Source organism: Acidithrix ferrooxidans, from assembly GCF_000949295.1.
Lineage (GTDB): Bacteria > Actinomycetota > Acidimicrobiia > Acidimicrobiales > Acidimicrobiaceae > Acidithrix > Acidithrix ferrooxidans.
In genome coordinates this window covers 1-22,397 of sequence record NZ_JXYS01000015.1, presented here as the reverse complement: position 1 = coordinate 22,397, position 22,397 = coordinate 1, and the positions used below count along the sequence as shown (strand labels likewise).

27 protein-coding genes and 2 pseudogenes are annotated in these 22,397 nt (G+C 49.2%); 13 read left to right on the top strand and 16 right to left on the bottom strand.

Annotated features, from left to right (window positions below):
• The first annotated feature begins 174 nt into the window (after positions 1 to 174).
• Positions 175 to 1,566 carry an NAD-dependent succinate-semialdehyde dehydrogenase gene (locus AXFE_RS03035; protein WP_052604417.1) on the top strand — a complete coding sequence of 464 codons (1,392 nt, stop codon included), beginning with the start codon at positions 175 to 177 and terminating at the stop codon, positions 1,564 to 1,566.
• A gap of 492 nt (positions 1,567 to 2,058) precedes the next feature.
• Here AXFE_RS03035 and AXFE_RS03030 read toward each other — a convergent pair whose 3' ends face one another.
• Both AXFE_RS03030 and AXFE_RS19835 read right to left on the bottom strand, forming a co-directional pair.
• Positions 2,059 to 2,286, bottom strand: coding sequence for a type II toxin-antitoxin system RelE family toxin (locus AXFE_RS03030; RefSeq protein ID WP_052604416.1), 228 nt, complete (start codon positions 2,284 to 2,286; stop codon positions 2,059 to 2,061).
• Entirely contained in the window at positions 2,283 to 2,456 is a 174-nt protein-coding gene (locus AXFE_RS19835) for a hypothetical protein (protein WP_160291706.1), read from the bottom strand. Before AXFE_RS19835 ends, AXFE_RS03030 begins: the two co-directional genes overlap by 4 nt.
• Before the next feature lie 265 nt (positions 2,457 to 2,721).
• On the opposite strand from AXFE_RS19835, the gene AXFE_RS03025 reads away from it, so the two are divergent.
• The 3 genes from AXFE_RS03025 to AXFE_RS03015 all read left to right on the top strand — a co-directional run bounded on the left by AXFE_RS03025 (position 2,722) and on the right by AXFE_RS03015 (position 5,153).
• Positions 2,722 to 4,185 (top strand): AAA family ATPase, encoded by a 1,464-nt coding sequence (locus AXFE_RS03025; protein WP_052604415.1) that lies wholly within the window; start codon positions 2,722 to 2,724, stop codon positions 4,183 to 4,185.
• Between the two features lie 378 nt (positions 4,186 to 4,563).
• On the top strand, positions 4,564 to 4,821 hold the full coding sequence (locus AXFE_RS03020) for an AbrB/MazE/SpoVT family DNA-binding domain-containing protein (protein WP_052604414.1): 258 nt from the start codon (positions 4,564 to 4,566) through the stop codon (positions 4,819 to 4,821).
• Positions 4,821 to 5,153: a type II toxin-antitoxin system PemK/MazF family toxin gene (locus AXFE_RS03015; RefSeq protein WP_052604413.1), complete on the top strand. Its 333-nt coding sequence runs from the start codon at positions 4,821 to 4,823 to the stop codon at positions 5,151 to 5,153. Before AXFE_RS03020 ends, AXFE_RS03015 begins: the two co-directional genes overlap by 1 nt.
• 162 nt (positions 5,154 to 5,315) lie before the next feature.
• Here AXFE_RS03015 and AXFE_RS03010 read toward each other — a convergent pair whose 3' ends face one another.
• The gene (locus AXFE_RS03010) at positions 5,316 to 5,513 is read right to left on the bottom strand and encodes a transposase (protein WP_082058441.1); all 198 of its coding nucleotides are present in this window, start codon (positions 5,511 to 5,513) and stop codon (positions 5,316 to 5,318) included.
• A 148-nt stretch (positions 5,514 to 5,661) separates the two neighbouring features.
• Between AXFE_RS03010 and AXFE_RS03005 the strand changes: the two genes are divergently transcribed.
• Both AXFE_RS03005 and AXFE_RS03000 read left to right on the top strand, forming a co-directional pair.
• A complete protein-coding gene (locus AXFE_RS03005; protein ID WP_152625830.1) occupies positions 5,662 to 5,967 on the top strand; it encodes a hypothetical protein in 306 nt (101 codons plus the stop codon).
• Positions 5,961 to 6,305, top strand: a complete 345-nt coding sequence (locus AXFE_RS03000) for a type II toxin-antitoxin system PemK/MazF family toxin (RefSeq protein ID WP_052604411.1) — start codon at positions 5,961 to 5,963, stop codon at positions 6,303 to 6,305. The genes AXFE_RS03005 and AXFE_RS03000 overlap by 7 nt, the downstream gene beginning before the upstream one ends.
• Positions 6,306 to 6,948: 643 nt before the next feature.
• On the opposite strand, the gene AXFE_RS02995 is transcribed toward AXFE_RS03000, so the two are convergent.
• Both AXFE_RS02995 and AXFE_RS02990 read right to left on the bottom strand, forming a co-directional pair.
• Entirely contained in the window at positions 6,949 to 7,185 is a 237-nt protein-coding gene (locus AXFE_RS02995; protein WP_052604410.1) for a hypothetical protein, read from the bottom strand.
• 60 nt (positions 7,186 to 7,245) lie between these two features.
• Positions 7,246 to 8,352: an IS1380 family transposase gene (locus AXFE_RS02990; RefSeq protein ID WP_052604409.1), complete on the bottom strand. Its 1,107-nt coding sequence runs from the start codon at positions 8,350 to 8,352 to the stop codon at positions 7,246 to 7,248.
• A 731-nt stretch (positions 8,353 to 9,083) separates the two neighbouring features.
• Between AXFE_RS02990 and AXFE_RS02985 the strand changes: the two genes are divergently transcribed.
• Positions 9,084 to 9,602, top strand: coding sequence for a hypothetical protein (locus AXFE_RS02985; RefSeq protein WP_052604408.1), 519 nt, complete (start codon positions 9,084 to 9,086; stop codon positions 9,600 to 9,602).
• On the top strand, positions 9,599 to 9,796 hold the full coding sequence (locus AXFE_RS02980; protein ID WP_052604407.1) for a hypothetical protein: 198 nt from the start codon (positions 9,599 to 9,601) through the stop codon (positions 9,794 to 9,796). Before AXFE_RS02985 ends, AXFE_RS02980 begins: the two co-directional genes overlap by 4 nt.
• A 590-nt stretch (positions 9,797 to 10,386) precedes the next feature.
• Here AXFE_RS02980 and AXFE_RS02975 read toward each other — a convergent pair.
• From AXFE_RS02975 to AXFE_RS02965, 3 genes are all read right to left on the bottom strand, one after another.
• A complete protein-coding gene (locus tag AXFE_RS02975; RefSeq protein ID WP_052604406.1) occupies positions 10,387 to 10,686 on the bottom strand; it encodes a hypothetical protein in 300 nt (99 codons plus the stop codon).
• Between the two features lie 84 nt (positions 10,687 to 10,770).
• A complete protein-coding gene (locus tag AXFE_RS02970) occupies positions 10,771 to 11,229 on the bottom strand; it encodes a MaoC/PaaZ C-terminal domain-containing protein (RefSeq protein WP_052604405.1) in 459 nt (152 codons plus the stop codon).
• A gap of 339 nt (positions 11,230 to 11,568) precedes the next feature.
• Positions 11,569 to 12,096: a MarR family winged helix-turn-helix transcriptional regulator gene (locus tag AXFE_RS02965; protein ID WP_200891175.1), complete on the bottom strand. Its 528-nt coding sequence runs from the start codon at positions 12,094 to 12,096 to the stop codon at positions 11,569 to 11,571.
• A 106-nt stretch (positions 12,097 to 12,202) separates the two neighbouring features.
• Here AXFE_RS02965 and AXFE_RS02960 point away from each other — a divergent pair, with 106 nt between their 5' ends.
• Both AXFE_RS02960 and AXFE_RS02955 read left to right on the top strand, forming a co-directional pair.
• Positions 12,203 to 12,415 carry a hypothetical protein gene (locus AXFE_RS02960; RefSeq protein WP_152625829.1) on the top strand — a complete coding sequence of 71 codons (213 nt, stop codon included), beginning with the start codon at positions 12,203 to 12,205 and terminating at the stop codon, positions 12,413 to 12,415.
• Positions 12,412 to 14,457 carry a chloride channel protein gene (locus AXFE_RS02955; protein WP_082058440.1) on the top strand — a complete coding sequence of 682 codons (2,046 nt, stop codon included), beginning with the start codon at positions 12,412 to 12,414 and terminating at the stop codon, positions 14,455 to 14,457. The genes AXFE_RS02960 and AXFE_RS02955 overlap by 4 nt, the downstream gene beginning before the upstream one ends.
• An 838-nt stretch (positions 14,458 to 15,295) precedes the next feature.
• On the opposite strand, the gene AXFE_RS02950 is transcribed toward AXFE_RS02955, so the two are convergent.
• The 3 genes from AXFE_RS02950 to AXFE_RS02935 form a co-directional block, all read right to left on the bottom strand.
• Positions 15,296 to 16,174 carry a formate/nitrite transporter family protein gene (locus tag AXFE_RS02950; protein WP_052604402.1) on the bottom strand — a complete coding sequence of 293 codons (879 nt, stop codon included), beginning with the start codon at positions 16,172 to 16,174 and terminating at the stop codon, positions 15,296 to 15,298.
• 429 nt (positions 16,175 to 16,603) lie between these two features.
• On the bottom strand, positions 16,604 to 16,819 hold the full coding sequence (locus AXFE_RS02945; RefSeq protein ID WP_052604401.1) for a hypothetical protein: 216 nt from the start codon (positions 16,817 to 16,819) through the stop codon (positions 16,604 to 16,606).
• Between the two features lie 290 nt (positions 16,820 to 17,109).
• Positions 17,110 to 17,343 (bottom strand): hypothetical protein, encoded by a 234-nt coding sequence (locus AXFE_RS02935; protein ID WP_052604399.1) that lies wholly within the window; start codon positions 17,341 to 17,343, stop codon positions 17,110 to 17,112.
• A 103-nt stretch (positions 17,344 to 17,446) separates the two neighbouring features.
• Between AXFE_RS02935 and AXFE_RS02930 the strand changes: the two genes are divergently transcribed.
• Positions 17,447 to 17,665, top strand: coding sequence for a hypothetical protein (locus tag AXFE_RS02930; RefSeq protein WP_052604398.1), 219 nt, complete (start codon positions 17,447 to 17,449; stop codon positions 17,663 to 17,665).
• 618 nt (positions 17,666 to 18,283) lie between these two features.
• Here the strand turns inward: AXFE_RS02930 and AXFE_RS02925 are convergent.
• Positions 18,284 to 18,634 carry a hypothetical protein gene (locus AXFE_RS02925; protein ID WP_152625828.1) on the bottom strand — a complete coding sequence of 117 codons (351 nt, stop codon included), beginning with the start codon at positions 18,632 to 18,634 and terminating at the stop codon, positions 18,284 to 18,286.
• Here AXFE_RS02925 and AXFE_RS02920 point away from each other — a divergent pair.
• Positions 18,633 to 18,941 carry a hypothetical protein gene (locus tag AXFE_RS02920; protein WP_152625827.1) on the top strand — a complete coding sequence of 103 codons (309 nt, stop codon included), beginning with the start codon at positions 18,633 to 18,635 and terminating at the stop codon, positions 18,939 to 18,941. The two genes, AXFE_RS02925 and AXFE_RS02920, sit on opposite strands and share 2 nt — an antisense overlap.
• Positions 18,942 to 19,096: 155 nt before the next feature.
• Here AXFE_RS02920 and AXFE_RS18260 read toward each other — a convergent pair whose 3' ends face one another.
• The 4 genes and pseudogenes from AXFE_RS18260 to AXFE_RS21280 all read right to left on the bottom strand — a co-directional run bounded on the left by AXFE_RS18260 (position 19,097) and on the right by AXFE_RS21280 (position 20,188).
• Positions 19,097 to 19,255, bottom strand: a complete 159-nt coding sequence (locus AXFE_RS18260) for a HepT-like ribonuclease domain-containing protein (protein WP_082058439.1) — start codon at positions 19,253 to 19,255, stop codon at positions 19,097 to 19,099.
• A 146-nt stretch (positions 19,256 to 19,401) separates the two neighbouring features.
• Positions 19,402 to 19,557 (bottom strand): annotated as a pseudogene (locus AXFE_RS21290) (hypothetical protein); the annotation flags it as partial.
• A pseudogene (locus tag AXFE_RS21285) lies at positions 19,527 to 19,667 on the bottom strand (hypothetical protein); the annotation flags it as partial. The pseudogenes AXFE_RS21290 and AXFE_RS21285, both read right to left, overlap by 31 nt.
• A gap of 284 nt (positions 19,668 to 19,951) precedes the next feature.
• Complete coding sequence (locus tag AXFE_RS21280; protein ID WP_052604395.1) at positions 19,952 to 20,188, bottom strand: IS3 family transposase; 237 nt, start codon at positions 20,186 to 20,188, stop codon at positions 19,952 to 19,954.
• 1,635 nt (positions 20,189 to 21,823) lie between these two features.
• On the opposite strand from AXFE_RS21280, the gene AXFE_RS02905 reads away from it, so the two are divergent.
• On the top strand, positions 21,824 to 22,397 hold a 574-nt coding region (locus AXFE_RS02905), incomplete at its 3' end, for a hypothetical protein (RefSeq protein ID WP_152625826.1).

Sequence of the window (22,397 nt, the reverse complement as noted above, 5' to 3'; positions counted from 1 at the left end):
AAAATATTTTTCTACCCGATAGATCTCTCCGCCAACTGTAAAAGCCAAGGTCACGCACATCGGTAACGTAAGATTTCAGGAAGGCACTAGCGTCAAAGCTATAGATGCATTGAGGGCTTCTCACCGAAATAGATGTCCTGCCTCCCGTGCCAAGCACAACAGAAAGAGGCATAAATGGCTTATCAGACGGTAAATCCATATACAAATAAGTTAGTCCAGAGCTTTCCATACGCGTCAGATGCTGAGATCGACGCCGCAATCCTGAAATCTCACGAGGCGTTCTTGAATTGGCGTACCACCGGGTTCGAAGACCGATCGAAGGTCATGACGCGAGCAGCAGAAATACTTCGAGCTGATAAGCGTATGTTCGCGGATGTGCTGACGTTAGAGATGGGAAAGATATCCGCTGAGGCAGAGCTTGAAGTAGAACTTTGTGCCGACATCTTCGACTACTTCGCCGAGCACGGCGAAAGTTTCCTTAAGGATAAGCCCCTTGAGGTCAAGGGCGCTAAAGAGGGTACTGTGACGATTGTATTCGAACCGCTCGGAGTTATCTATTGCATTGAGCCGTGGAACTTTCCTTACTACCAGGTTGTGCGCGTTGCTGCTCCACAGATCCTCGCCGGAAATACTGTCTTACTAAAGCATGCGAAGAACGTGCCGGCTGCGGCACAGGCAATGCAGAAACTCTTCAATGATGCTGGGCTTCCCGATGGCGTCTTTACCAACCTATTCATATCGATTGCCTCTACCGATCACATTCTGGCAGATCCACTGGTGCGAGGAGTTGCGCTAACTGGCAGTGAGCGCGCCGGCACGATCGTGGGCGCCGCTGCTGGTAAGAACCTGAAGAAGGTCACGATGGAGCTCGGTGGTTCGGATGCATTCATCGTTCTCGAGGACGCCGATATCGACAAGACCGTTAAATGGGCGGTAATGGGGCGGCACTGGAACGCCGGGCAGGTGTGCTGTGGGTCAAAGCGGCTGATAATTGTGGATGCAGTATACGACGAGTTCATGGACAAGTACCGTTCTTCAGTGGCGGCACTGCGCGCTGGTGATCCGCATGATCCAGTCACGCAACTTGCTCCGCTGAGCACGCAAAGTGCAGTCGATATGCTCGCCGAGCAGGTGAAGACGGCTATCGACAGTGGTGCGACCGCAGAGAGGCTAGGCGAAGCAGTCCCTAAGCAGGGAGCGTTCTTCCAACCGACCATCCTCACCGATGTGAAGCCGGATAACCCGGCGTATCAGACCGAGTTCTTTGGTCCGGTGAGCTTGGTCTTCCGTGTCGCCGACGAAGACGAAGCGATCTCCGTTGCGAATGCCTCCATCTATGGATTGGGCGGGTCGGTGTTCACTCGTGACGTGGTCCGTGGAGAGCGTGTCGCCCGGCGAATAGAGACAGGCATGGTCTTTGTTAATCACCCAACTGTAGTTAGAGCCGACATCCCATTTGGAGGTGTGAAGAACTCTGGCTTCGGAACCGAACTCACCGAATTCGGCATCCGCGAATTCGTCACTAATAAGGTGGTCGGCGTCGTTGATATCGACGCACCCTTCTAGGTGATATAGGAGCTGGTCTCGGTATTTTATTGCAGTTGCGTCGATGGAGTTACGCCGTTTTTTCTTTACGTCGCTGTCGTGAGATAGCCGAGACTGGCAGTTGTTGGCCTGTCATCATGCGTGCGTGGTTGACGATATCGAGATGATTCTGTTACCCGTCTTCGATCTCGGAAGCTAAATGTTATTCGTGATTGCCAATTAGTTTTCTAAATTGGAAGTCCAAAGTGTGGTCATCTGATTTTATTGGCGAGATAACCCGAAACCATGGTGCGCGATCCTGCGGTGGAATGAAGCGCACCATTTGCACCTCGATCATTTAGTTAGCTATTTGGTAGCTACTTGGCTGGGTAGCGTTCACCCCGGAACCGTGAAGTTAGCCATAGCAATGCCTAAGAGCACTTCCTTGATTCATCGGTTCCAGTGCGAAAACGTGCACGAATCCTGGTCATCTGGTGGCGCTTTATGCAAAGAGGAGTATTGTGCGGATATTTGTTAGAAGTTTCGATACACTTCACTTCGGATACCGATTTCCACCACTAAGACGATAAGTTGGTCGTCGTCGATTGCATATAGCTCGGTAGTCGCCAACGCGTAATCGCCAGATCCCAAGAAAGCCTTTAAGGGTTCGAAGTTGCTTCCGCGTGGATCCGTCTTGAGTTTGTCGGTGAGCGCCCGACAGAAGGCCCCCGGACTAGAGTAGGTTCGCTTTCGTTCACTCATGTTGTGCGCCTGTTTCGTGAGGCTAATTTAGCGCTAGCAGCTTCGAACGGTGTGTCCCGCGCCTCTTGCATCCATTTTGCCGCCTCCTTGTCGCCGACGAGGTCGAGCAGCCAACGAAGAAGAGAGACCATCGTTGCGGCGTAGTCCGAATCGACCGGCGTGGGGGACAAGGCTCGCAGCGAAGGCTCCGGGGAGTCGAAGCCCTGGCGGATGGCGTGGCAGTAATTCCCAAGACTGCAATGGGACTCTATCCGGTTGTGTTATTGCAGTGTTCACTACAGAGTATTTAGAAGTATTCAAAATTTGGATTGAATCTAAATCGGATGGGTGACATCGCATCAAAACAGGGGGTTTTAATGCGACATCGCATCAAAACAGGGGGGGTTTTAATGTGATACAACATTAAAACAGGGGGGGTGGTATTAGCGTAGAATCATGCGCGACGATGAAATTCGTACTCGACTTCGTGAGAACAACCCATGGTGGCAAGCGGCCGCAGCCGGGCGAGATCCTGATGGGTGGGCGTTGGACGATCGCTCTCTTGTGTCGCGAAAGTCCTTTGATTTGGGATATCGATCCAACCTCCTTCACGATGTCGCCAACGGAGACGTGGATGATAAACTTATCGTTCTTCGAGGTCCTCGTCGTGTCGGAAAGTCTGTCCTTCTAAAAGACACGGCATTGACACTTTGCGGACGAAGTGACATCGATCCGCGCCAACTCATCTACGTTGCACTCGATGGTATGACGCTAGCCGACCTGCGCCGAGTGGTCCGTCTCGGTCGTGAACTCACACGTTCAATGGGAGAGCGTCGGCGAATTTGGCTCCTCGACGAGGTGACCGCGGTTAAAGGCTGGACGGCGGAGCTCAAATATCAACGCGACAATACTCCGTTTGGTAACGACACCGTTGTGTGTACGGGGTCATCGTGGGATGATAGCTCAAATGTCAAGAGAGATCTAATGGCGGGTCGATCGGGGGAACGTTCCAATCGGCGTTCACGTATACTTCATCCGATGTCGCTACGTGATGTACTGATCGCTACGAATCGCCTGAATCCATCCTTTGAAAAAGTACGTCCGTGGGAGTTGCAATCCCCGGACGCACTTCGTATCGTAGAAACACTCGAACCATTCGTAGACGAACTCGATCTCGCGTGGCAGTCTTATTTAACGTCGGGCGGGTTTCCACGAGCTGTAGCCGAGAACCATAACACGGGGGCGGTGAGCGACTCGTTTCTAGAAGATCTTGCGTCGTGGTTGCACCGCGATGTTGATCCCGATGCCCACGATGACTCGGTTCCACGGCTGCTTTCGACGATCGAACAACATTGCAGTTCCCCTCTTTCTAGGAAGACTTTGGCGGAGGAGTTGGGTTACGCCGATGGCAACGGATTCGATGTTCGTTTGAATCGACTTACACACGCCTATGCGGCGCTTTGGTGTCACCAGATCGATGTGGATGGGAATCGCAAAAGAGGTTCGCAGTCCAAGATGTATCTGGCTGATCCACTGCTCTCGTGGATTGGTCCTCGTCTGAGGTCTGGGATTCCTTCGCCAGACTTTACTCGTCTCACTGAAGCGGCGCTTGCGGTTTCGGTAGCTAGGGCAGTCGATGATTTGCAAACGGGACGTTGGGAATCCGACGATGCAATTGGCTATCTTCGGACTGGAAGTGGCAAGGAGATCGACTTTTCAAAGGTTCCAATTCCAAGTCCCTCTGGTGTCAAGCAAAGCGTTCCAATGGAATCGAAGTGGGTGTCGACTGGTTGGCGAGCCGAGGCAAGGTCAATCGAGGGTTATTTTTCGTTGGGAGTTGTGGCTACACGTACAATATTGGACACTTCTCATCCGGCATGGGCAATTCCTGCGCCAATTGTGGCACTTTTGCTTGAGTGATGTGGGCTTTGAACTCTCGGCAAGCAGTTTTAGCGTAAATAAACCAATAAGGTCGATATTGTTGCCAACGCCTTGAATCCGATGCGCTTTTGATTTTGCAGTTCGCCGCTTTATCCTCCCATCTTGACACCTAACGGTTCCCACGTATTCCTTGAACGATAAATGAAGCCCGTGAGATAGGTACTTTGGGTCTCGTTATTCGTAACCTCTCCGATTCGAGGAGTTGTATGGTGAAATACTCCCCGCCCTTACGGACGGGACTTTCCGGCGCAATTTCATGCATTATTCCCAGTAAAGACCATAACGGTTGGGTTTAGTAGGTTCTTTAGGTTTACCATGTATTATACTTTCATATAACTAATTTGAAAAAGGAGCGTAGTGTATACAACGAATCTTCGTAAGGTCGGAGGGTCAGTCATGCTTGCCGTTCCCCCTGCTCTCCTCGATCTATTACACCTACATTCAGGTGAGACTGTCGGAATTGAAATAGATAACGATCGGCTAGTAATTACAAAAGCTCCGCGAGCACGATACACCTTGGAAGAATTGCTAGCTCAATGTGATGGATCAGTGGAACTATCTCAAGAAGACCGGGTTTGGCTTGATTCAGAGCCCGTAGGGAACGAGCTACTTTAGTGGAACGTGGCGATATCTACCTTGTGTCGCTTGACCCAACTTTGGAACATGAACAAAGAGGCACACGTCCCGTATTGGTGGTATCAGCTACTGCATTTAATCGAGTCGTTAGGGTCCCTATAGTCTTGCCCATTACAACAGGAGGTAACTTCTCCAGGACGGCGGGTTTTGCTGTGTCACTCCAGGATGCAGGAACGAGTACCAACGGAATAGTCAGGTGTGATCAGCCGTGTGCTATTGATTTAGGAGCCGCTAATGCCCGTTGGTTGGAAAAGGTTCCAGGATCAGTTCTCGACGAAGTGCTGGCGAAGCTTGCTCCGATATTTGAATGAGAGAAACAGCAGACCTTCTAAGTTTGCCATTGAAACAGTGGCTCGTTGAAAATGTTTAAGGTTGCGGCGTCGATTCGGGGTTAGAAGTTTGCCTGAGTAACCTCCTTGAGTATCGCAATATCAAGGGTCTGGTCAACTACGATTCTTTTTAGAGAGGAGTTCTCAATGTTTGAGTTCCTTGAGACGCTTTACGTCGTTGCCTTTATTTCCGCCGTAAGTGCTCTTCCATCGGTGCCAGGTCGCCTCGGCAACACCAAAGCTCCAGGCAACCTCGCTTGCAGTTGCACCTTCATTGAGCATTTTGTCCCCTTCGGCGATCTTTTTCAACACCTGTTCTGGGGTATGTCTCTTGGACTTCATGAAATTTGCCTCCAGCTACGTCATGGATACAAAAATCGCGTTAGTGGTGGATTGATAAAGTGGGAGCCTTCCAGCTAGACAATTGGTTAGACCTGAGTTCGTTCCAAGGTAAAGCCACTATTCAATTTCGGGGAGTTGACAGCGAAGGTTGCGAGACCTGAGTGTTACCAGTTACACGTTGAATATGACAAAGTCCAATCAATACGTCAAGACAACTATCTCGGTTCCTGTTGAGGTGTATGCCCGTGCGACGCGCCGCGCTAAGGAACTGGGTACCAGTCGTTCGGCGTTCTTTGCCGGTGCAGTAGAGAAGGAACTAGAAGCGGCTAACTCATCGGCTGGCGTGATTGACCGCATTAACGCAGTGGTCGACGCCGTCAATGACGACACGAATGAATTCTCGACAACCGCGGCTCACCGTCTGTTGGCAAAGGACGACGGCACGAGGTGGTGATTCAGCGAGGGGAGGTGTACTGGGTGGACTTAGGAGAACCACAAGGGTCGCGACCCGCGAAGCGTCGACCCGTTTTGATCGTGTCTGATGACCTTTATAACTCGAGCAAGTTGGCCACCGTGGTGGCTGTAACCTTCACCAGCACACTCCACCTCGGTGATATGCCGGGTAACGTGCACATCGCCGAGGGCGAGGCGGGGATGACGCGCGCATCGGTGGCTAACGTGACGGCCCTTGTCACATTGGACAAGTCCGAGCTCGGACGCCGTACTGGCCGTGTGCGACCACTCACTCTCGAACGCATCGATCATGGCCTACGGGAGGTCCTTGGGCTTTGAGTGTTAATTGGTGTCAGGAAACGTTTGCCACTCCCAAAGTGAGCTTCATGACGAGTTCGTCCACTTGGTGGAGGTAATTTCAAATTTCTTCGATTTTCGATCTTGAACACGGCAATCGTTGGGCGCCACAAGCGTGAACGTTCAGAGCCTTATAGTGGGCCGCCCGGAGTTCGATCTGGCACCTTGAGAGTGTTTCCAGAACGTCCAGGGACGTCCATCAGCCTCGAAATCTGCTCGCCGGACGAAGTGCAATGTCCACCAACGTCCAATGACGTCCTCTCACGTTTGAATTCGTGGCTAACAACATAGATCCCGTTGTGGGTTCGCGGTTCGACCAGAAGATTGTGCGTATCGGCCTGCAGTTTTGGGACTAGCGCAACTTAACCTGAATCCACAGAAATGGACCAGCTTGAGCCCTTCGGTGTGACTTCAAGTCGGTTTTTAGGAACTGATTTAGGTTTGACGGAGGGTCTATGGCTTAAATCTGGTTTCAGAGTGCCAAATATGACCTATTCGCTTTGTGGTTGAGCCTGTTTGGTCATTTTTGAGATTCTGAAATCTCATTTTGGGTATAGTGACCTAATCCCTTGTCTTCTAGAGCAGTTCCTTCAAGTAATATTCAGTGTGTTAGGTAACCAGATGTTCAGGTGATGGCGATCTCAAACTTTCTGATCCGATCAAGAGCCTCTAAGAACTTATCCTTATAGTGCCAGTGTTCTTCAAGATGGAGTATTACTTTTCTAGCTGAACGAGTGATATGTCCTGCGATCTGAAAGTAACACCGTCGAAGCTTTGGTGTGGTTATTACAGTTTCTGTAATAGCACCTATTCGTGCCAGGTTGTGTGCAATTGCACCGTGCCAGGTTGTGTGCAATTGCACCGTGCCAGGTTGTGTGCAATTGCACCGTGCCAGGTTGTGTGCAATTGCACCAATGGCTAATTAGACCAGAGCCAACCAAACGGCATTAGCGTTCATGTATCTGGATGGAACATGATTCCGCCTAGAACCTCCTTTGAGATCCTTGATGACTAGTTCGATCTGGGCATGTGCTCGGTGATCAGCCTCAAGGAAAAGCGTTTCGCCTTGTCGATCGGTAATAAATGCGTGATAGTCATAGTCACTAAATAGTGCCAGCTGAGACCCTGGAGTAGGCTTGACCCTTCGTACGATAAGACGAACGTCTTGTCTATCTCTTGCAAATGCGCGATATTTCACTTCTGCTACATCAGCTCCACCTTCAAGCCAATAAGGAATTGAAGTCCATGTTTCTTCTGGTATGGCTGCAATAACCTGCTTCAATCGTTTTGACATCCGTGTTGTAATGCAAATGCGCACATCACCCGCACTAGCTGCGTCTCTAACGGCTCTTGAGTAGAACCCAGAGTCAAAACGCATGGTTATTTCACCAGTTGCTCCAGCGGCTCTCGCATTGTTGATTACCTGAGTTACAAACTCTCCGGCACCACGGGCGGTATTGGCATTGCCTTCACGTGTCACTATTCCAAGAATGTCACCTGTTTTACCAACAGCTGCTAGGTGTGGGTGATACCCCCTTACTTTGGTATAACCAAATCCAGCTCCTTCTTTTTTGTTTCCATATACCTGACATATCGTGGAATCAACATCAATGGTGAGTGACTCATCACCTGGACCTGCTCCAGCTAGCCAGGCTCGTTTTAGCAACAAAGCTGCAACTCGTTCAACATCTGCGATGTCACTGGTCTCAAAACTACGCAAGAAGACACCAAACCTAGATGGTGCTGGCATTATCTGACCAAGGATAACTTGCGCTTTTGGGCTTTCAAGGATTGCAGTGTCATCAATGCAATCACCACCGGCCAAGATAGATGCGACGATAGCCATAGCTTTTCTGCCAACATTTGCTCGTCCAGGACGATCCTCTAGGTCAATGTGTAAATCAAAGAGATCCCTAAGGCCAAGTCTCTCAGCAAGGGTGATAGGGAGTATTAACCCACTGTTGGAAACTGCGTTCGAATCGTCAAAGGTGACTATCAAACACTCTAAAGCACTAGTAGATGCTTGCATCTAAAAGGTGCTCCTTGAACTGATGGATTTGAAGTGTCTTCAAACATCATTCTACCAGGTCAGAGCACCTTTTCTATGTCTAAATCAAAGTCGATCGGCTAAATTTTCGGTGGATCCAGGTTAACTCGGAATACCCTTTAGAGCCTGGACGCAACTCCTTCATTTTTTTGTGACGTGATGTCTTCCCTGTATCTACCAACGGGCGCCGCAACTGTGGGCCTCGGTCACAGAGCAAGCAGCGACAACTTGTTCATAATAATTATGATCGAGATCATCGAGCCAGGACTGCACGAGTTCGAGATTCACTTCCAGCGCGAGGAAAGTATATAATATGTAGGCTGCATAACTCAAGGGTTGTTAGAAATTTGCCATACAGGGTGTCGCCAATAGGAATAACATAGATTCGTAACCGGAAGGCGCAATGGCCATTCCTAGTAGTAACAATTCCTGGACTTATGCATCAAAGTAAACCATTGCCACCAAATAAAACTATGGCCCACCAAAATCGCATATCCCGTAATCCATTTACTTTTACCGACTCTCGAGAATCATCAGGTCGCAAAAAGTTGTCCATCGCAACTCCCAACATACTACTAACATCGGTAATTACCTTGTAATAATTGCACTCATGACCATCTCCCCGTAGAGTAAGGATCCCTAGGTGTCAAGATAGTTGGCATTTATTCGAATAGAATACCAACCATGCAGGGCGAGAACTTTGATCGAACACGATGAAGCCTTATCCAAAGGATCAAAAAGAAGCTGTTGTCAAGAGGCTGAGGGAGCTGTTGTCAGATCCCAATGCACCCAGAGGTGCAATCGCCGATTTGGCTAAACAAGTCCAGATACCAAAGACAACTATCTACATCTGGAATCGTGAATTAAAGGACCAGATAGATCGCCAAGATCCAACTAAGCGAACTCCAGCCAGTTTATGGAGCTCAGAGGATAAGTTTCGGGCCGTACTCGAGACTGCTGCCATGTCTGAGTTGCAACTTGAAGAATACCTTCGCACTAAGGGAATTTTGAAAGAAGAGCTAAACGACTGGCGTATTACCTGTTCAAAGGCGAATGATAAAACCGGTGAAGCTATAGCTAAATACAGATCCGAATTAGCTAGCGTGAAAATAAAAACTAAGAAGCTGGAGTCAGAGCTAAATAGGAAAGAGAAGGCACTCGCAGAAAAGACAGCGCTGCTGGTGCTGCGGGAAAAAGTCCAGGCGATATGGGGGGACAAAGAGGTCGAATGACCTTTCCCTCAGATCGCCTACTTGCAGTAGAACTTATTGAGGAAGCTCATAACGGCGGAGCTAGGCTTAAACTAGCGGTCAAGGAACTCGGACTGTCACTGCGTAGCTTTCAGAGATGGAAATCAGAAGGTAGCCTAACCTATGACAAGCGTCCCTTTGCCACTAGGGCTAAACCCAGCTTTAAACTATATTAATTTCCAGTGTCAAGAGATCTTAGATACCCTAGATAAACAAGAGTTCTCGTCACTTCCTTCAGGTCAAGAAAGTTCAAGCCTAATCTGATCAGGGAACCGTGTGCTATGAATGCTAACCATAGGTCGACCTTTTGAGCTTCCCAGTCAAGCAATGCAATATGATAGATGAGGAGAAATGCCTCTAGCTCGCTGGCTCTTTCGATATCAACTTACGACAAAGAGATATCAAACCGGCACGAGCCGCGTTGTTATTGAGCCAAGATGATGAGCGTTTCTTTTAGGGGACGGAGATACTTCCTTCGGTAAGTTCTACGAAGATGAGTAAAAGCCAACGATGCGATGACGCATCGAAATCCCTATGGATGACATCACAACCAAGGCAGAATAAATGCCTTTTGATTACTCTGGCTGGTCGGTCGTTTCAGGCCAGACGGGTCTCTTGTTAAGGCGGCATGAGCGAGTAAGGCGTATAAGGGCAAAGTAGGGGTGCAGCAGTGGCAGGGTAGGAGATTTCGTATTGAACTCACGAATTAGTCTTGTAGCTTTTCCGTAAGGAAACCCAAGAAACCGAAGTTCGCCGAGGCAAAAATCTAAAGGTAAGAATGCCGGATGTCATGCAGCAGCGCGAAGTGCACGGTAGTAGTGACGTCGGTCTTGTAAAGAGACTTTGAGTAAAGGCGCGAGGCTGTTGCTGGCAATAGGGTACTTCGAAACGCAGTGGCGCGTTTGCTCGCCTTCGGTGTCGAGGCCACCAAATGGTTTCGATCTTCCACTGTCTCTGCCATACAGGCATTGGCACCGAGCATGGCGGGGTGGTAGACCGTGCACATATCGGCCTTTGCAATTTCTACGCGGTGGGTGTCAAAGTTGTCAATCCCGGTTACCGGCATGGCGAAACTTGGAAGCTACTTATCTATAGTAACCATGGTTCCAATGGATCAAGCAATGAGGAGCCTTCCACTTACACATGGCGGTCAGCTCTCACTCTTACCGTACCCTTTTAACCAGATTAAATGCAAGCTGTTATATGTCAAAACCACTTCGTTTGCCTGATTCTTGAGAGTGTGTGAAAAATGCACCCGTCCGCTATCATTGGCCGAAGTCAAACTTTTTTCAATAATCTCTACGGTGAGCGCAACGGTATCTCCAGGTCGCACTGGTCGTTTCCACCGAACCTCATCGACGCCAATCCCAATCTTCATAGAACCTTCCACTAAGCCCAGCTTGAGAAATAGCCACCAGGCGATGCTGAGCGTATGAAATCCGGACGCAATGAGACCTTTGAAAGACCCATCTTCAGCATATACGCGATCAATATGCATCGCCTGTGGATCATATGAATGGGCAAAAGTGATTATTTCAGCTTCAGTAAAGGTCCGACCGCCACCAACGAAAGTTTGGCCCACCTCAAAATCATCAAAATATATTGCCATTGGTTTTCTCCTTCTTGTTTAACTTTAATTTGCCTTGGCTTGTAGCACCTTGGTAGGGCCTGTCCGATCGCTAGAATTTTCGCAAATAATGTGACTTGCGCTGCAGTGCAGTGCATTCCTTGCTCCATTTCGACAGTTACACGGCGGCAAATATTGGTTGGGTAATATCTCGTAGCATTTCTGGGTGCAGGCCACAACCGCTCTGGATGGCGGCTCACTTAGCGGCACGCGAACCCGATGCTCAAGCTGAGAGTACCCTCTGCGCCCTACGTATTGGTCGAAAATGATTGCATCGAGATGAAGGTCGGTTGAAGCTAGTAACATTGGCAAGGATAGTTCTTACTCTTCGGTGGGGTCAGCAACCAGCAAATCACGCTCGACATTCCACCCGAGCGGCCACTTCTTCTCCGCAACGGTACCGGCAGCATCAGCGAATGCCCGCAGAGCAACTAACACAGTTTGGCGGTCCACTAAGGGTAAACGTGCCAGGATCACTTCCAGTTCTGTGCGGCGTTTTCTAGTTACCTCAGTAACGATCTTGCGTCCCGGCGAGGCAAGTGAAACTCGGACTATCCTTCGGTCAGTGTTAGTCCTGCGACGTTCGATCAAACCCTTTCGCACGAGCCGATCACACATTCTTGTCGCGGTCGAAGGGCTCACTCCGAGCGCTGTAGCAAGCTCTGCCAGATTCTGAGGCCCACGGGCAGCCAATTCGACGAGGACCCTATATTGGACCAGGGTTACCTCTTCGTCAACGGTGGCAAGCGAGCGTGCAGCCACTGCGACTAGGGCACGGCTGGCCGCCAAGACCGCGTCGACCAGTTCCTCTCCAGCATCTAACGATTCCTGGTTAGCAATATTTGTCATTAGCATTCATTGTATATGGCTATACTTGCCATATGCAAGTAAATTTCCTCAGAGAACGGTCTGGTATTCGTTTCGCACCCAAGAAGAAGAGATTGAGGATAAGAAAATGAAGAAGGTAACTAGGGAGACGCCTGAAGTATCTCACATTGCTTTGAACGTTGATGGCTTAAGAAATCTCTTCCCAACGACCTCCGTCGCACATCAATCGCCGCGTCAAAGAGGCGCTAAGGCGAAAAACAATGACGGCCTCGTCGTCAGCGCGTTGTGTTCGCATTTATCGAGATCTCCCGACCCTAGAATCCGAGGTGGCAAGGCATGAAAAGCTATCTTTCGAGCCGGATCAAAGCGATGTCGTATTTGCCCAAATGGCTGATATTGGCTTCAGTTATCGGGATTATTGCCGGATTGGGTGCCGTACTGTTCTTCGAAGCGCTTACGCTCGCAACGCACTTCTTTCTGGGATACCTTGCTAGTTACAAAGTTCCGACCCCAGCCGGCGAAGGGAACGTTTCGGGTTCGGGACACTATCTCAGGGCCTGGGCTATTCCGTTGGTCGTGGTACTTGGAGGATTGATCTCCGGGTTCATCGTCTTTACCTGGGCTCCAGAAGCAGAAGGCCATGGTACGGATGCGGCGATTGACGCCATTAACCGAAACCCCCGTGGAATTCGCCTACGCGCAGTCGTTGTCAAGATTATCGCGTCAGCCGTCACTATTGGTTCGGGAGGTTCCGGAGGTCGTGAAGGCCCAACAGCTCAGATAAGCGCCGGCTTCGGGTCCTTTTTGGCCCGCGTGCTTGACCTATCGCCGGAGGACGGCCGAATAGCGGTATCTGTTGGGATCGGTTCGGGTATTGGTGCAATATTTAGCGCCCCGCTTGGAGGAGCGGTACTCGCCGCGGATATTGTTTATAAGGATGACTTCGAATTCGAAGCCTTGTTGCCCGGTATGCTGGCGTCTATCATCGCATATGCGATTTTCGGGGCGGTTTATGGCTATCAACCCTTGTTCAGTATCCCAGGCGGATACAATTTTACTCAGCCAGTCCAACTGGTCTGGTTTGCGGTCCTTGGGTTGGTTTCTGGTGGCGTTGGCCTTCTGTATTCCCGGTCCTTCTATGGTATCGTCAAACTAGCGAGCAAGCTTCCATTCAGCAAGAAGCTACGACCAGCGCTTGGAGCTCTCCTAACCGGGTTGATTGCGCTATGGTTGCCCGAAGTCTTGGGAACAGGTTACGGATGGATCCAAAAGGGTCTCTCTTCTGACCTTCTTCACGTGCCCCTTTACATCATCATTTTGCTTCCTATCGCCCGTATTGCAGCAACAGCCTTCTCCATAGGAAGTGGGGGATCCGGTGGAGTCTTCGGCCCCGGTATGGTTATAGGAGGATTTACCGGGCTTGCCATCTGGCATCTGCTACAACCCTGGGCTCCCGGCATTGGCCACGATCCCGCCGCTTTTGTAGTGGTTGGAATGATGGCAGTCTTTGGAGGAATTTCACGTGCTCCTATTGCCGTGATGCTAATGGTGGGTGAAATGACGGGCAATATTAGCCTTCTAGCGCCTGCCATGATTGCTGTTGCCATCGCCTGGTTCATCGTAGGGCGTTCCGATGATAGTATTTACCGTTCGCAGTTGAGTACCAGGGCCGACTCGCCAGCAAGGACGCCGACCTTCGGGCTACCATTATTAACTTCCCTCAAGGTAGCCGATCTAGTTCATCCAACAGTTGTTAAATTCCAAAACAACCAGCGCGTTGTTGAGGCTCTCAGGGTACTTCGCGAAGCTGGCTTGCCAGGTGCTCCTGTTGTAAATGGTGACGAGAAATACTTGGGTACAGTGAGGACCGAGCGTCTCGAAGAGATTTCTTCTGCGGCTCCCGAAGCCGAGATCGAAGGGTCGATCGACTTTGCCAGCCCTACCATACCTCTGTCGGCCAAACTCGATACAGGCCTTGAGCTGCTTCTTCAATCAGGATTGGGATGGTTGCCGGTCACAGGCGAGGATCAGCGCATTGTGGGTATTATCTCCGCTAGCGATCTCGTCACTGGCTACCACGAAGTTCTAAATTCCAAGGTCGGTTACGCTTATGACCTCACGACTCGTGTCCTTGCTGTTGAAGAACGTGTTAGCAAAGGGGCACCGGTTATAGGCCACATAATACGTGATGCCGGTCTCCCTCCTGGCTGTGTGGTGGTATCAGTGCAGCACAAAGGTGTTCGAAGTTACGCATCAGGGTCGACTGAGATCTCTGAAGGCGACATTGTGATTGCAATAGTGGCGGCTGAGGAAGCAGTTGCACTGCTCCAACGGTTGCACGGCGAAGACAATGCGCCTAATTCGAAAAAAAGGTCCTTATAGGATCAGGCTAGCTGGCAAGAATAACCCGAGCGCCACAGGGCTTCCTGAATTGGTAGCTGTTTGATGAATTCCATGCTAAATCCAATGCTGCGCTGGATTTCCCCAATCTAAGGAAATCAAAGTTAGCGACGAGACAACAGTCAAATGGGATTTTCTGGACCGCCATAGTTTCGGGTGTAGTACGGAGTCCTCGCCACCGGAGAACTCCGTACTCTATATTTGCAATGTACTAAACAATCACGAGCAAAGGTCCATGACACCGTACCGTCTCACATTTAAAATGAGCTCAATTAGAAAGTATCTAACTGTATTGCCTTCCTGGAACCGATTATCAGAACAACCAAAAGATTGAATTTTAGCGTCAACTGCCTCCTGTCGATTGCTGCATCAACATCCCTTTAATCAACCTCGTACGTAGGAGAACTGGGTGACCACTTTCTTTTGGTAGGCTCAGTATCCCTTGTCTATGACGTAGCGATATGCTCTTTTGTAACCTTGAGCTTTGTGTTCTAGGACAAACGTTCTAAGGAGTTGCGTGATCTCTTCGTCTAGATCTGCACTTTTGCGTTCAGGTGCTACGGTACGCTGCGTAGAACGATTTTGACCTGCTACTTTGCAGGCTCGTCTCTTTAGAAACCCCGAATCGTATCTGTAGTTTGTGAACTACCATACGACACTAACGCAGAATCAAAGCTCAAAGACTCCATTGTGCTCTGATCGCGTTTGCATTCGGCTTGTTAATTATATATGGCACTTGCGAATCGATAAAATCAGATTGACCGAAGGCGACCCTGGTGTCGCCTTATATCGACGCTATAGAGAACCTATCGCGAGGCTCTTACTCGTGGAAGGGAACACCCGGGGCTGGATGCTCTCGTTCCGCCTTCAAGGTATGAGGGACTTGGACGATGCGCAAGAGCGTTACCAGGCCAACACCACCAATAATGTTGCCAATAGCAGCCCATCCTGCCGTCTCTGCCCATTGGAGATAGCCAAATGGAGCATGCCCGGTATTCAATGCGGCAAACATCAGGAGGGAATTCACTATCGCGTGGTTGAGGCCAGCGGCACCGAGCAAGAAGGCTCCAGTTACAGCGGCAACTATCTTCCCAGATGTTTGCTCTGTCCCGTGCTGCATCCAGGTCATGAGAGTTATAACGGTTCCACCAATAATCGCGAGGACCATTGCCCTAATTCCAAGACCAAGATCGACGTAGTAGGAACCCGATACAATTGCCTGTGACCTCAGCGATGGAAAACCGGCAATTATGAGCCAAGAAAAAATCCATCCTCCAGCGAGGTTTCCGACGAGTGTCCCGATCCAGAGTCGTATCAGACCCCGAAATTGAGCTTGGCGAGCAATAACAGTAGAGACCGGTATTAGAAAGTCTTCGGTGAATAGTTCGCTACGAGCCAATGCCAAGGCGATAAACCCTACCGAAAATGCAAGACCAGCTAGCAGCTTTGAGTGAGTGGTGTATTCAACGAGCAATAGAGCCAAGACACCAGTACCTACATCAATCCCCCCTACAAATCCGGTAGCCAGCAATGGCACCATTCGGCGGAAAATTCGACGACGCCCTTCGTCAACCGCACGAATGAAGGTATCTTCTACTTCTACCTCAGCGACAGTATCATCTAGGGCGGGGTCGGACCCAACGGCTGGTCGTGCTCGCTTGTCAGCCTTTTCCCCGGCTGCTAGCTTTTCATCAGACATATTTTACTCCTTTGATTAGGAGTTTTCTCTATGCGCAGTGGTAGGTTTCTCTTGAAGATTCCAAATGGACGATCCACCGTACGGCGAGGTATTACCTAGGTCTTGTTTGTTAAGGCTAGTCCTATCGCTTCGCCTTCTCGTCGTGTCGTCTCAATTGGGACGAGTGAGAACATCTGGCAAGGATCAAAATTGTTGTGCTATCCGTCGACTGAAAACAGCCATGACGCCCGTAACCACGCTGCTCGCTATGAACTCGCAGTAGCTTCTTGGTAAGTGAGGAAGTTGGAACGCGCTAAGAAATAGCAACTGCCAAGATAGTTGTTACCTACAAATATCGCTCATGCAGCTTGGATTTGGATCTGACGGAACTCAAAGCTCTTCCAACAGTAGCCAATTTCGCACGCAAAAAGTGCACCGAGGTTTTACTCACTATTTATCCAACGCGCTACCGTCGATGATGAGCGTGACGTCAAAGGAAAGTCGATTAGCGCAAGACAAAACAAGCAGTCCATCTGCAGCAGATAAATAGTAGGTCTTGAAGCTGCGATATCCACTGGGGAACTCGCTGTGCTCTACTGCCCGAGGCGTCAATGCGTTTGGCATCTGTTCAAGTAAGGCATGAACCAAACAATAGGGCGAGAACATCGCTCGAAGTTGGTTCCTTTAAAATTACCGATTACCGCAGATGCTTGTGCTTTCAAAAGATATCGGATGCACTGGTGAAAGTGCCACCTTGTCTGACCTTAGTCCGAAACAAATCTCGTTGTAATTTTCTACCGCTACTCCACGGGAACATCGAATGGAAGCAGACTCGAATATCCATACTTCAGCTTCATTTCTATCAACTGAAGGGGTAAGCTCGTCGTCCACGTTCGTACGATCGAAGGGTTGGTCTCCATCACTATGACCAAGAAGGGACTTAGCGTCCTAGCGACTTATTCTAAGGTCCGCAAAGGTAACCAACCGGAGTGCACATAAGCGGTGAGGCCGGTTTCGTAGTTGGTAACTCGAGTCAGATAATTGGGATGCTTTCTATAGGAGATCTCATCCGCCGCTACTAAAAAGAGGTTCTCCAAGCGATTGGGATCGAGCACTTCAGCGACTACCCGCTCGCAGATCGAACCTACTGTTCTGAACGAAAATGCGGCTGACTTTGGTAACGGTGGCATTATCCACCTTGTAGGTTGACCAGGCAACCAGGTGCTAAAAAACTTGTTCAAAGCGTGAATATACTACTGATCGTGCAAATGGAACTGATTTGATCATTACGCCATGGCTTGGATACTTCGTTCGTCCAAGTTGACAGCAGGACTAAGTTTGGCGCACTCCAATATCCACATGTCTGAAGCTGGAGTTGATGGTTCTGGTATTGTAGGGGAAGTTCGTACTGTAATTGGAATTACGACATCCAAGCTTGAAGCGGGTGAACTTGAGCTTTACAGCTACCTCTCCTTTTATAAGAGAAACTTCACTTATAACGACACGTTTTAATCCAAGGATCGAATTAGCTAAATTGGTAGCTATATCAGGTCCGGTCTACCTTTTTGAGTGTTTCTCAACTAAAAATTGAGGGACTTGGATCCTGTAAAATTTCTTAAAGGGCTACCTCAGATCCGAAAGATAGGTGTTTACTGGGATTGTCGCTTGCTTTAGTGGTACCTGGGACCCGTATCTATGTCAGGAAAGCCTCAAATATTTGGCATCCTGCCGAATTCGAAATAGACAAGGTCGGACCTTGCCAAATCAGATACCACGGCTCGATTATTGGCGCACTCCGTTCCTCTTGGAACTGGTAGGCGTTTATAACTACCTAATCATTGCCGATGCGTCGCACTACAAAGGTGTCTCGCAAAAGCATCAATACTCTCGATTAATCGGTCAACTATTTCACGATAATGTAAAGCGTTAGACACCAAATTATCTGAGGAAAGGAGACTGCCGCTAATCAAGAGTACGGAATTGTAAAAGCCGTCGTAGAACTGAAGATGGTGAGCTAATGCTGGAGTTGCGATAAAATCATTAAGGTGAGGTCGGAAAGGAGCGGGGTCATGCGCGTCGACAGAATTAGCCAAAGCGGTGCATTGTCGTGTTGAAATCACCTCGAAACTCTCACTGGCAGGTTCGAAAGCGACTGTCCCGAAGCCTATTTTTAGTGTTATCCACGATACTGATCTCTGATTGCGGTACTTCGGCCGTGACCTCAAACACTACTTTGCCGCCCCAATCTAGTACTACCAGTACCACGCTTGCTGTTCCTAATTCAACTACCACGACCGTGGCAGCAACCTTGAGCTTATCTGCTACTGAGACGAAATTAAAGTCGAATAAATCTCTATATCCTGCTCCTATCGGCGCCTCCAAATATTCATCGTGCCCCAATCCTCTTGGAGTGGTTGATGGTTCAAATCCCGCTGGACAGTTGAGGAACTCCTTGATCCAGACGACTCGAGAGTGGCTCATGGCTTCTTCAATACCTTCGCGACTTATCTTGTCGGATAGGGCACTATGGACCCAGGTCTCGCTAGGGCCTACGCAAAATCCAGTCATGTCAGCTACGAGTGCAGAACATGTGCAGCTTCAGATCACCAAGTCGACGTCTCTTAGCGCTTATTCAGGTTGCTTTGCAAAGATAGTAAAGGACAGCGCCTTGGTCGTGGTATGCAATGTTGCAACTGCAACGGTAGCGGCCTGCGATCCAGGACTTTCCCTAGAACTGTACGCCCTCGATCGATCCGGTCATTGGCTTATGTGGCAGGAACTTGCCTAGCGATGAATGCCATTTGCTAACGATCGAGCAGAGCTATCTTCCATTTTCAGATCAGACTCTAAAGGTTGGGGGGTGTATCAAGGCCAACCATCGAACGTTCCAAACGCTTCAGATCATTGTCGATAATCTTCGTCTAGGATCTGCTCGATTAGTGCCTAGGAGGTATCCCAGTATTGGTGAGTAAGAATATTACACATCCCGATAATACTTCGCCATGGAATCTCTGGTCGTTCGCTCCTGAACTCATCACTTAATCCGTTGACGGCTTCGCCAATAACTCCGATTTGGGCATCACCGCAGATCGATACACTCATCCTCGCTCTCGTTACTCGCCCGCCAACGAACGATCCTGGGAGTCGCTACTAATATGTCAGCGACGCGTTCGACGCCATGTCGACCGCGCTGACTCCAATGGGAGAGCTTCGGACAATATTTTTGGCTCTATTGACCTTCATGTGGATCAACTCGCCCTATCGTACGAAAGTTTGAGATCAATAGTTCCACAAGAAAGCATGACCAAAGCTAGAGTTGCCTCAGCAGAATGTAGTCCATAACATCTAGCAATGATCGAGCGGATCTTGGTGCTCAAACCTTCAACTCGACCATTTGATACGCCCTTGTCAAAGCAAAGGGATCAATTGCGGCCATGATGCCCGCCTTATGGGTCCGAATTGTCTTTGACAATCGGACGAAGGTTTCAATCCGGGACCGAGAAGCTCGGGAACACCATCGCTCTAAGGGAGTTCACTTACCTCATCGTTAGAGAGATCTCCAGCAAATACAGCTCTTAGGGACTCCTTCATCTCGTATGCCCGCTAGAGTTTTCCACCGGTACGCTTGATTCGAAGTAGGGTTTCACCCTGGCAGTCAGTCAAATCTCCGGGGTTCTTTAGTAGTGCCCACCGCGCACCTGCGAACTTGCGGTCATATTCTTCGAGAAGGAAGTTCTCTCATCTGGCGCCATAGGTCGCATCTAACCTCTACTAGGGCTTTTTGTTCTCAACTTGGAATTACTCACCAAACGCGACACGGAACTGTAGCTTATCTATGCAACTTTCAACATAGCTGACTTGAGGGAGCTCAGTTGGTGAAATATCACCAATACGTAAATGTCTCCGCTCTCGGTTGTACCATTGGATCCAGACGAAGATCTCTATTCTTGCCTCCTCTCTAGTATCGAAGACTGTTCGATACACGAGCTCCTTCTTCAACGAGGCACAAAAGCGCCTCGGCCATAGCGTTGTCATACGATTAGCCGGTCAACGGTGAATCTCCAACGCTCCCCATCGACTTACAAGAATTGAGCGAGTCGTAGCATCTCTCTGACCTCGATACTCGTATATTGAGATCCGTGGTCGGAGTTAAGCCGAATTCGGCTTAACTCCGATTGTGCCGAGGTTTTCATTAAGCCGAGGAATTAATGTTATGCCAGCGTAGACGTGGATAGCTGGACAATTTCTCGGCTTAATATTTCGGTGTCAACGCGGGCTACGTGGAACCAGAAGTCCATCCTTGGTGAGGATGTTCTCGGCGGGGATATCGTTGCTGAAGTCTTCATCTTCGAGGTGCACTCGGTCCCTAACGGCGTAATGTCGATTCGCGCGGCCTTAGCATCTACATTCTTCCCTTTCGCAAAAACATATAGGCGAGACTGAATATAACGATAATCAGCAGGAACATTAAGCCGAGGAATTAGTCAACAAACCTCTCACGTCCAGGGAAAATTTAGATTCCTCGGCTTAATGAAAACCTCGGCATAATCAGAGTGAAAAATGGTATCTGACATCAGTACCTTTCCCCTGGTAGATCTGGCTTTATCGAGGCAATCTATAAACATCTGGGTGTCCATTACCTCGCTATCGAGTATCCAAGGATCCTTACTTGAATCGCGTCCATGATGCAGAGTAACCTTCCTACAACCAGCCCTCCCTGGTGCCGATGTAGGAAAGGTCGCTAACTCATAACTTGTCGGGTGCATCGACGGAAAAGTTACGCTGAACCAAATCAGAACTCTTTCTGGCATGTCAATCTGGCCTAGTGGTGATTGTTTTAGCTCTTCCACAAGCCCCAGTAATGGATAACTCGGCCATCAGGCGACTAGCGGTCGCTCTAGAGATACCAACACCCATGGCTCTAGGTTTATGGGTAAGCCTCGGTGCCCTGTAGATCCTACGGTTAGCTGAGAAGGCTTCAAGTAGCCTCGTCTTCAGTTCCTCACGAGCGCTATTTAGCTCTTCGAGTTACTTTCTCCTCACCGCCCAACGATAATAGGCAGAACGCGATACAGCTAAGACTCTGCAGGGCAAACTGATCGGAAAGTCGGCCTTCTGGACATCGATGATAGAAGCACCCTAGTTTCGTTGGACTTTCCCTTATCCAGAAGGTGCGAAAACTCAAGTCGCTCACTCCTTTTCCATTTACGGGCTTGCTCTTATCTCCTTGCGGAGACGGTTGATCTCGTCGGCCACAACACATCCGATCTTTCACCGCTGCTAGCCTTCTTTGCTCTCCGAGCGTTGTAGACCCAGTTGTTGAACGTCGCCTCTGAGATACCCAACTCTTCTACTACCTGTCCAATGGAACGATATTTGGATCTCCGCAAGTTTGACTGCGTACCTTTTAAATCTGAGTCAAACTCCTCTACGAGGCGTTACCTCTTTTGGATGCAATTGAAGGCTCTGCATTCTCCTTCGAATTAGGGAGAGTCGTGTCGCGTATCGTGAGAAGGTTTAAGACTTCCGGTCGCTAATTAGAGGTGGTGGTTGATATTTGACCAAGGCGACTAGCTGGGATGATACATTAAAGTAGTACTAACTTGCATTTGCACTTTTCGTGTTTTTAGATGTGTAGCCGCTTTCATATGTGATCGAAAGGATGATTGTTTGAATCCCAATTTGAAGCAGGATAGTTCTCTAGAGCGACACTTTGAGATGGCCGAAGCAACGGTTGATGAGTTGGTTCGTATTGTAAATTCCATCAGCGCTCGGGGGAAAAAGGCTAAGAAGGCCTCTCAAACTGGCTCAGTTCGAGATTACATCCTTGCTGTGACTGAATTGAAAACATTGGTTGAGGGGATTGGCTCGGTGGTGGATGAACTTAGTTCCCTTGCTGAAGTAGATGTCTCAAAGATAATGGAGTCGGGCTCTTACAAGGAGGAACTATTTTCTCTTTGCGAGGAGGAAGATATAAGGATTATTGAATCCGATGGAAAATTCCTCTCCTATCCGACAATAATCTCGCTTTCTCCCTCAGACGCCGCAGTGATCATTGAAAAGAAGAAACAGCGGGGGATTCGCCCTAGTTTTTTGGTTGCTCAATTGAAAGGCCTCTCAAAGCGCCAATTTGGATTAAAGCCAGAAACATTTATTGAGATGATCGCAACTGCTTATGACCTAGTAGTTGCCGAAAAGGAGCTCCCAGCAGGTACAGTTGTCAAACTTGTGGATCTCTATAGAG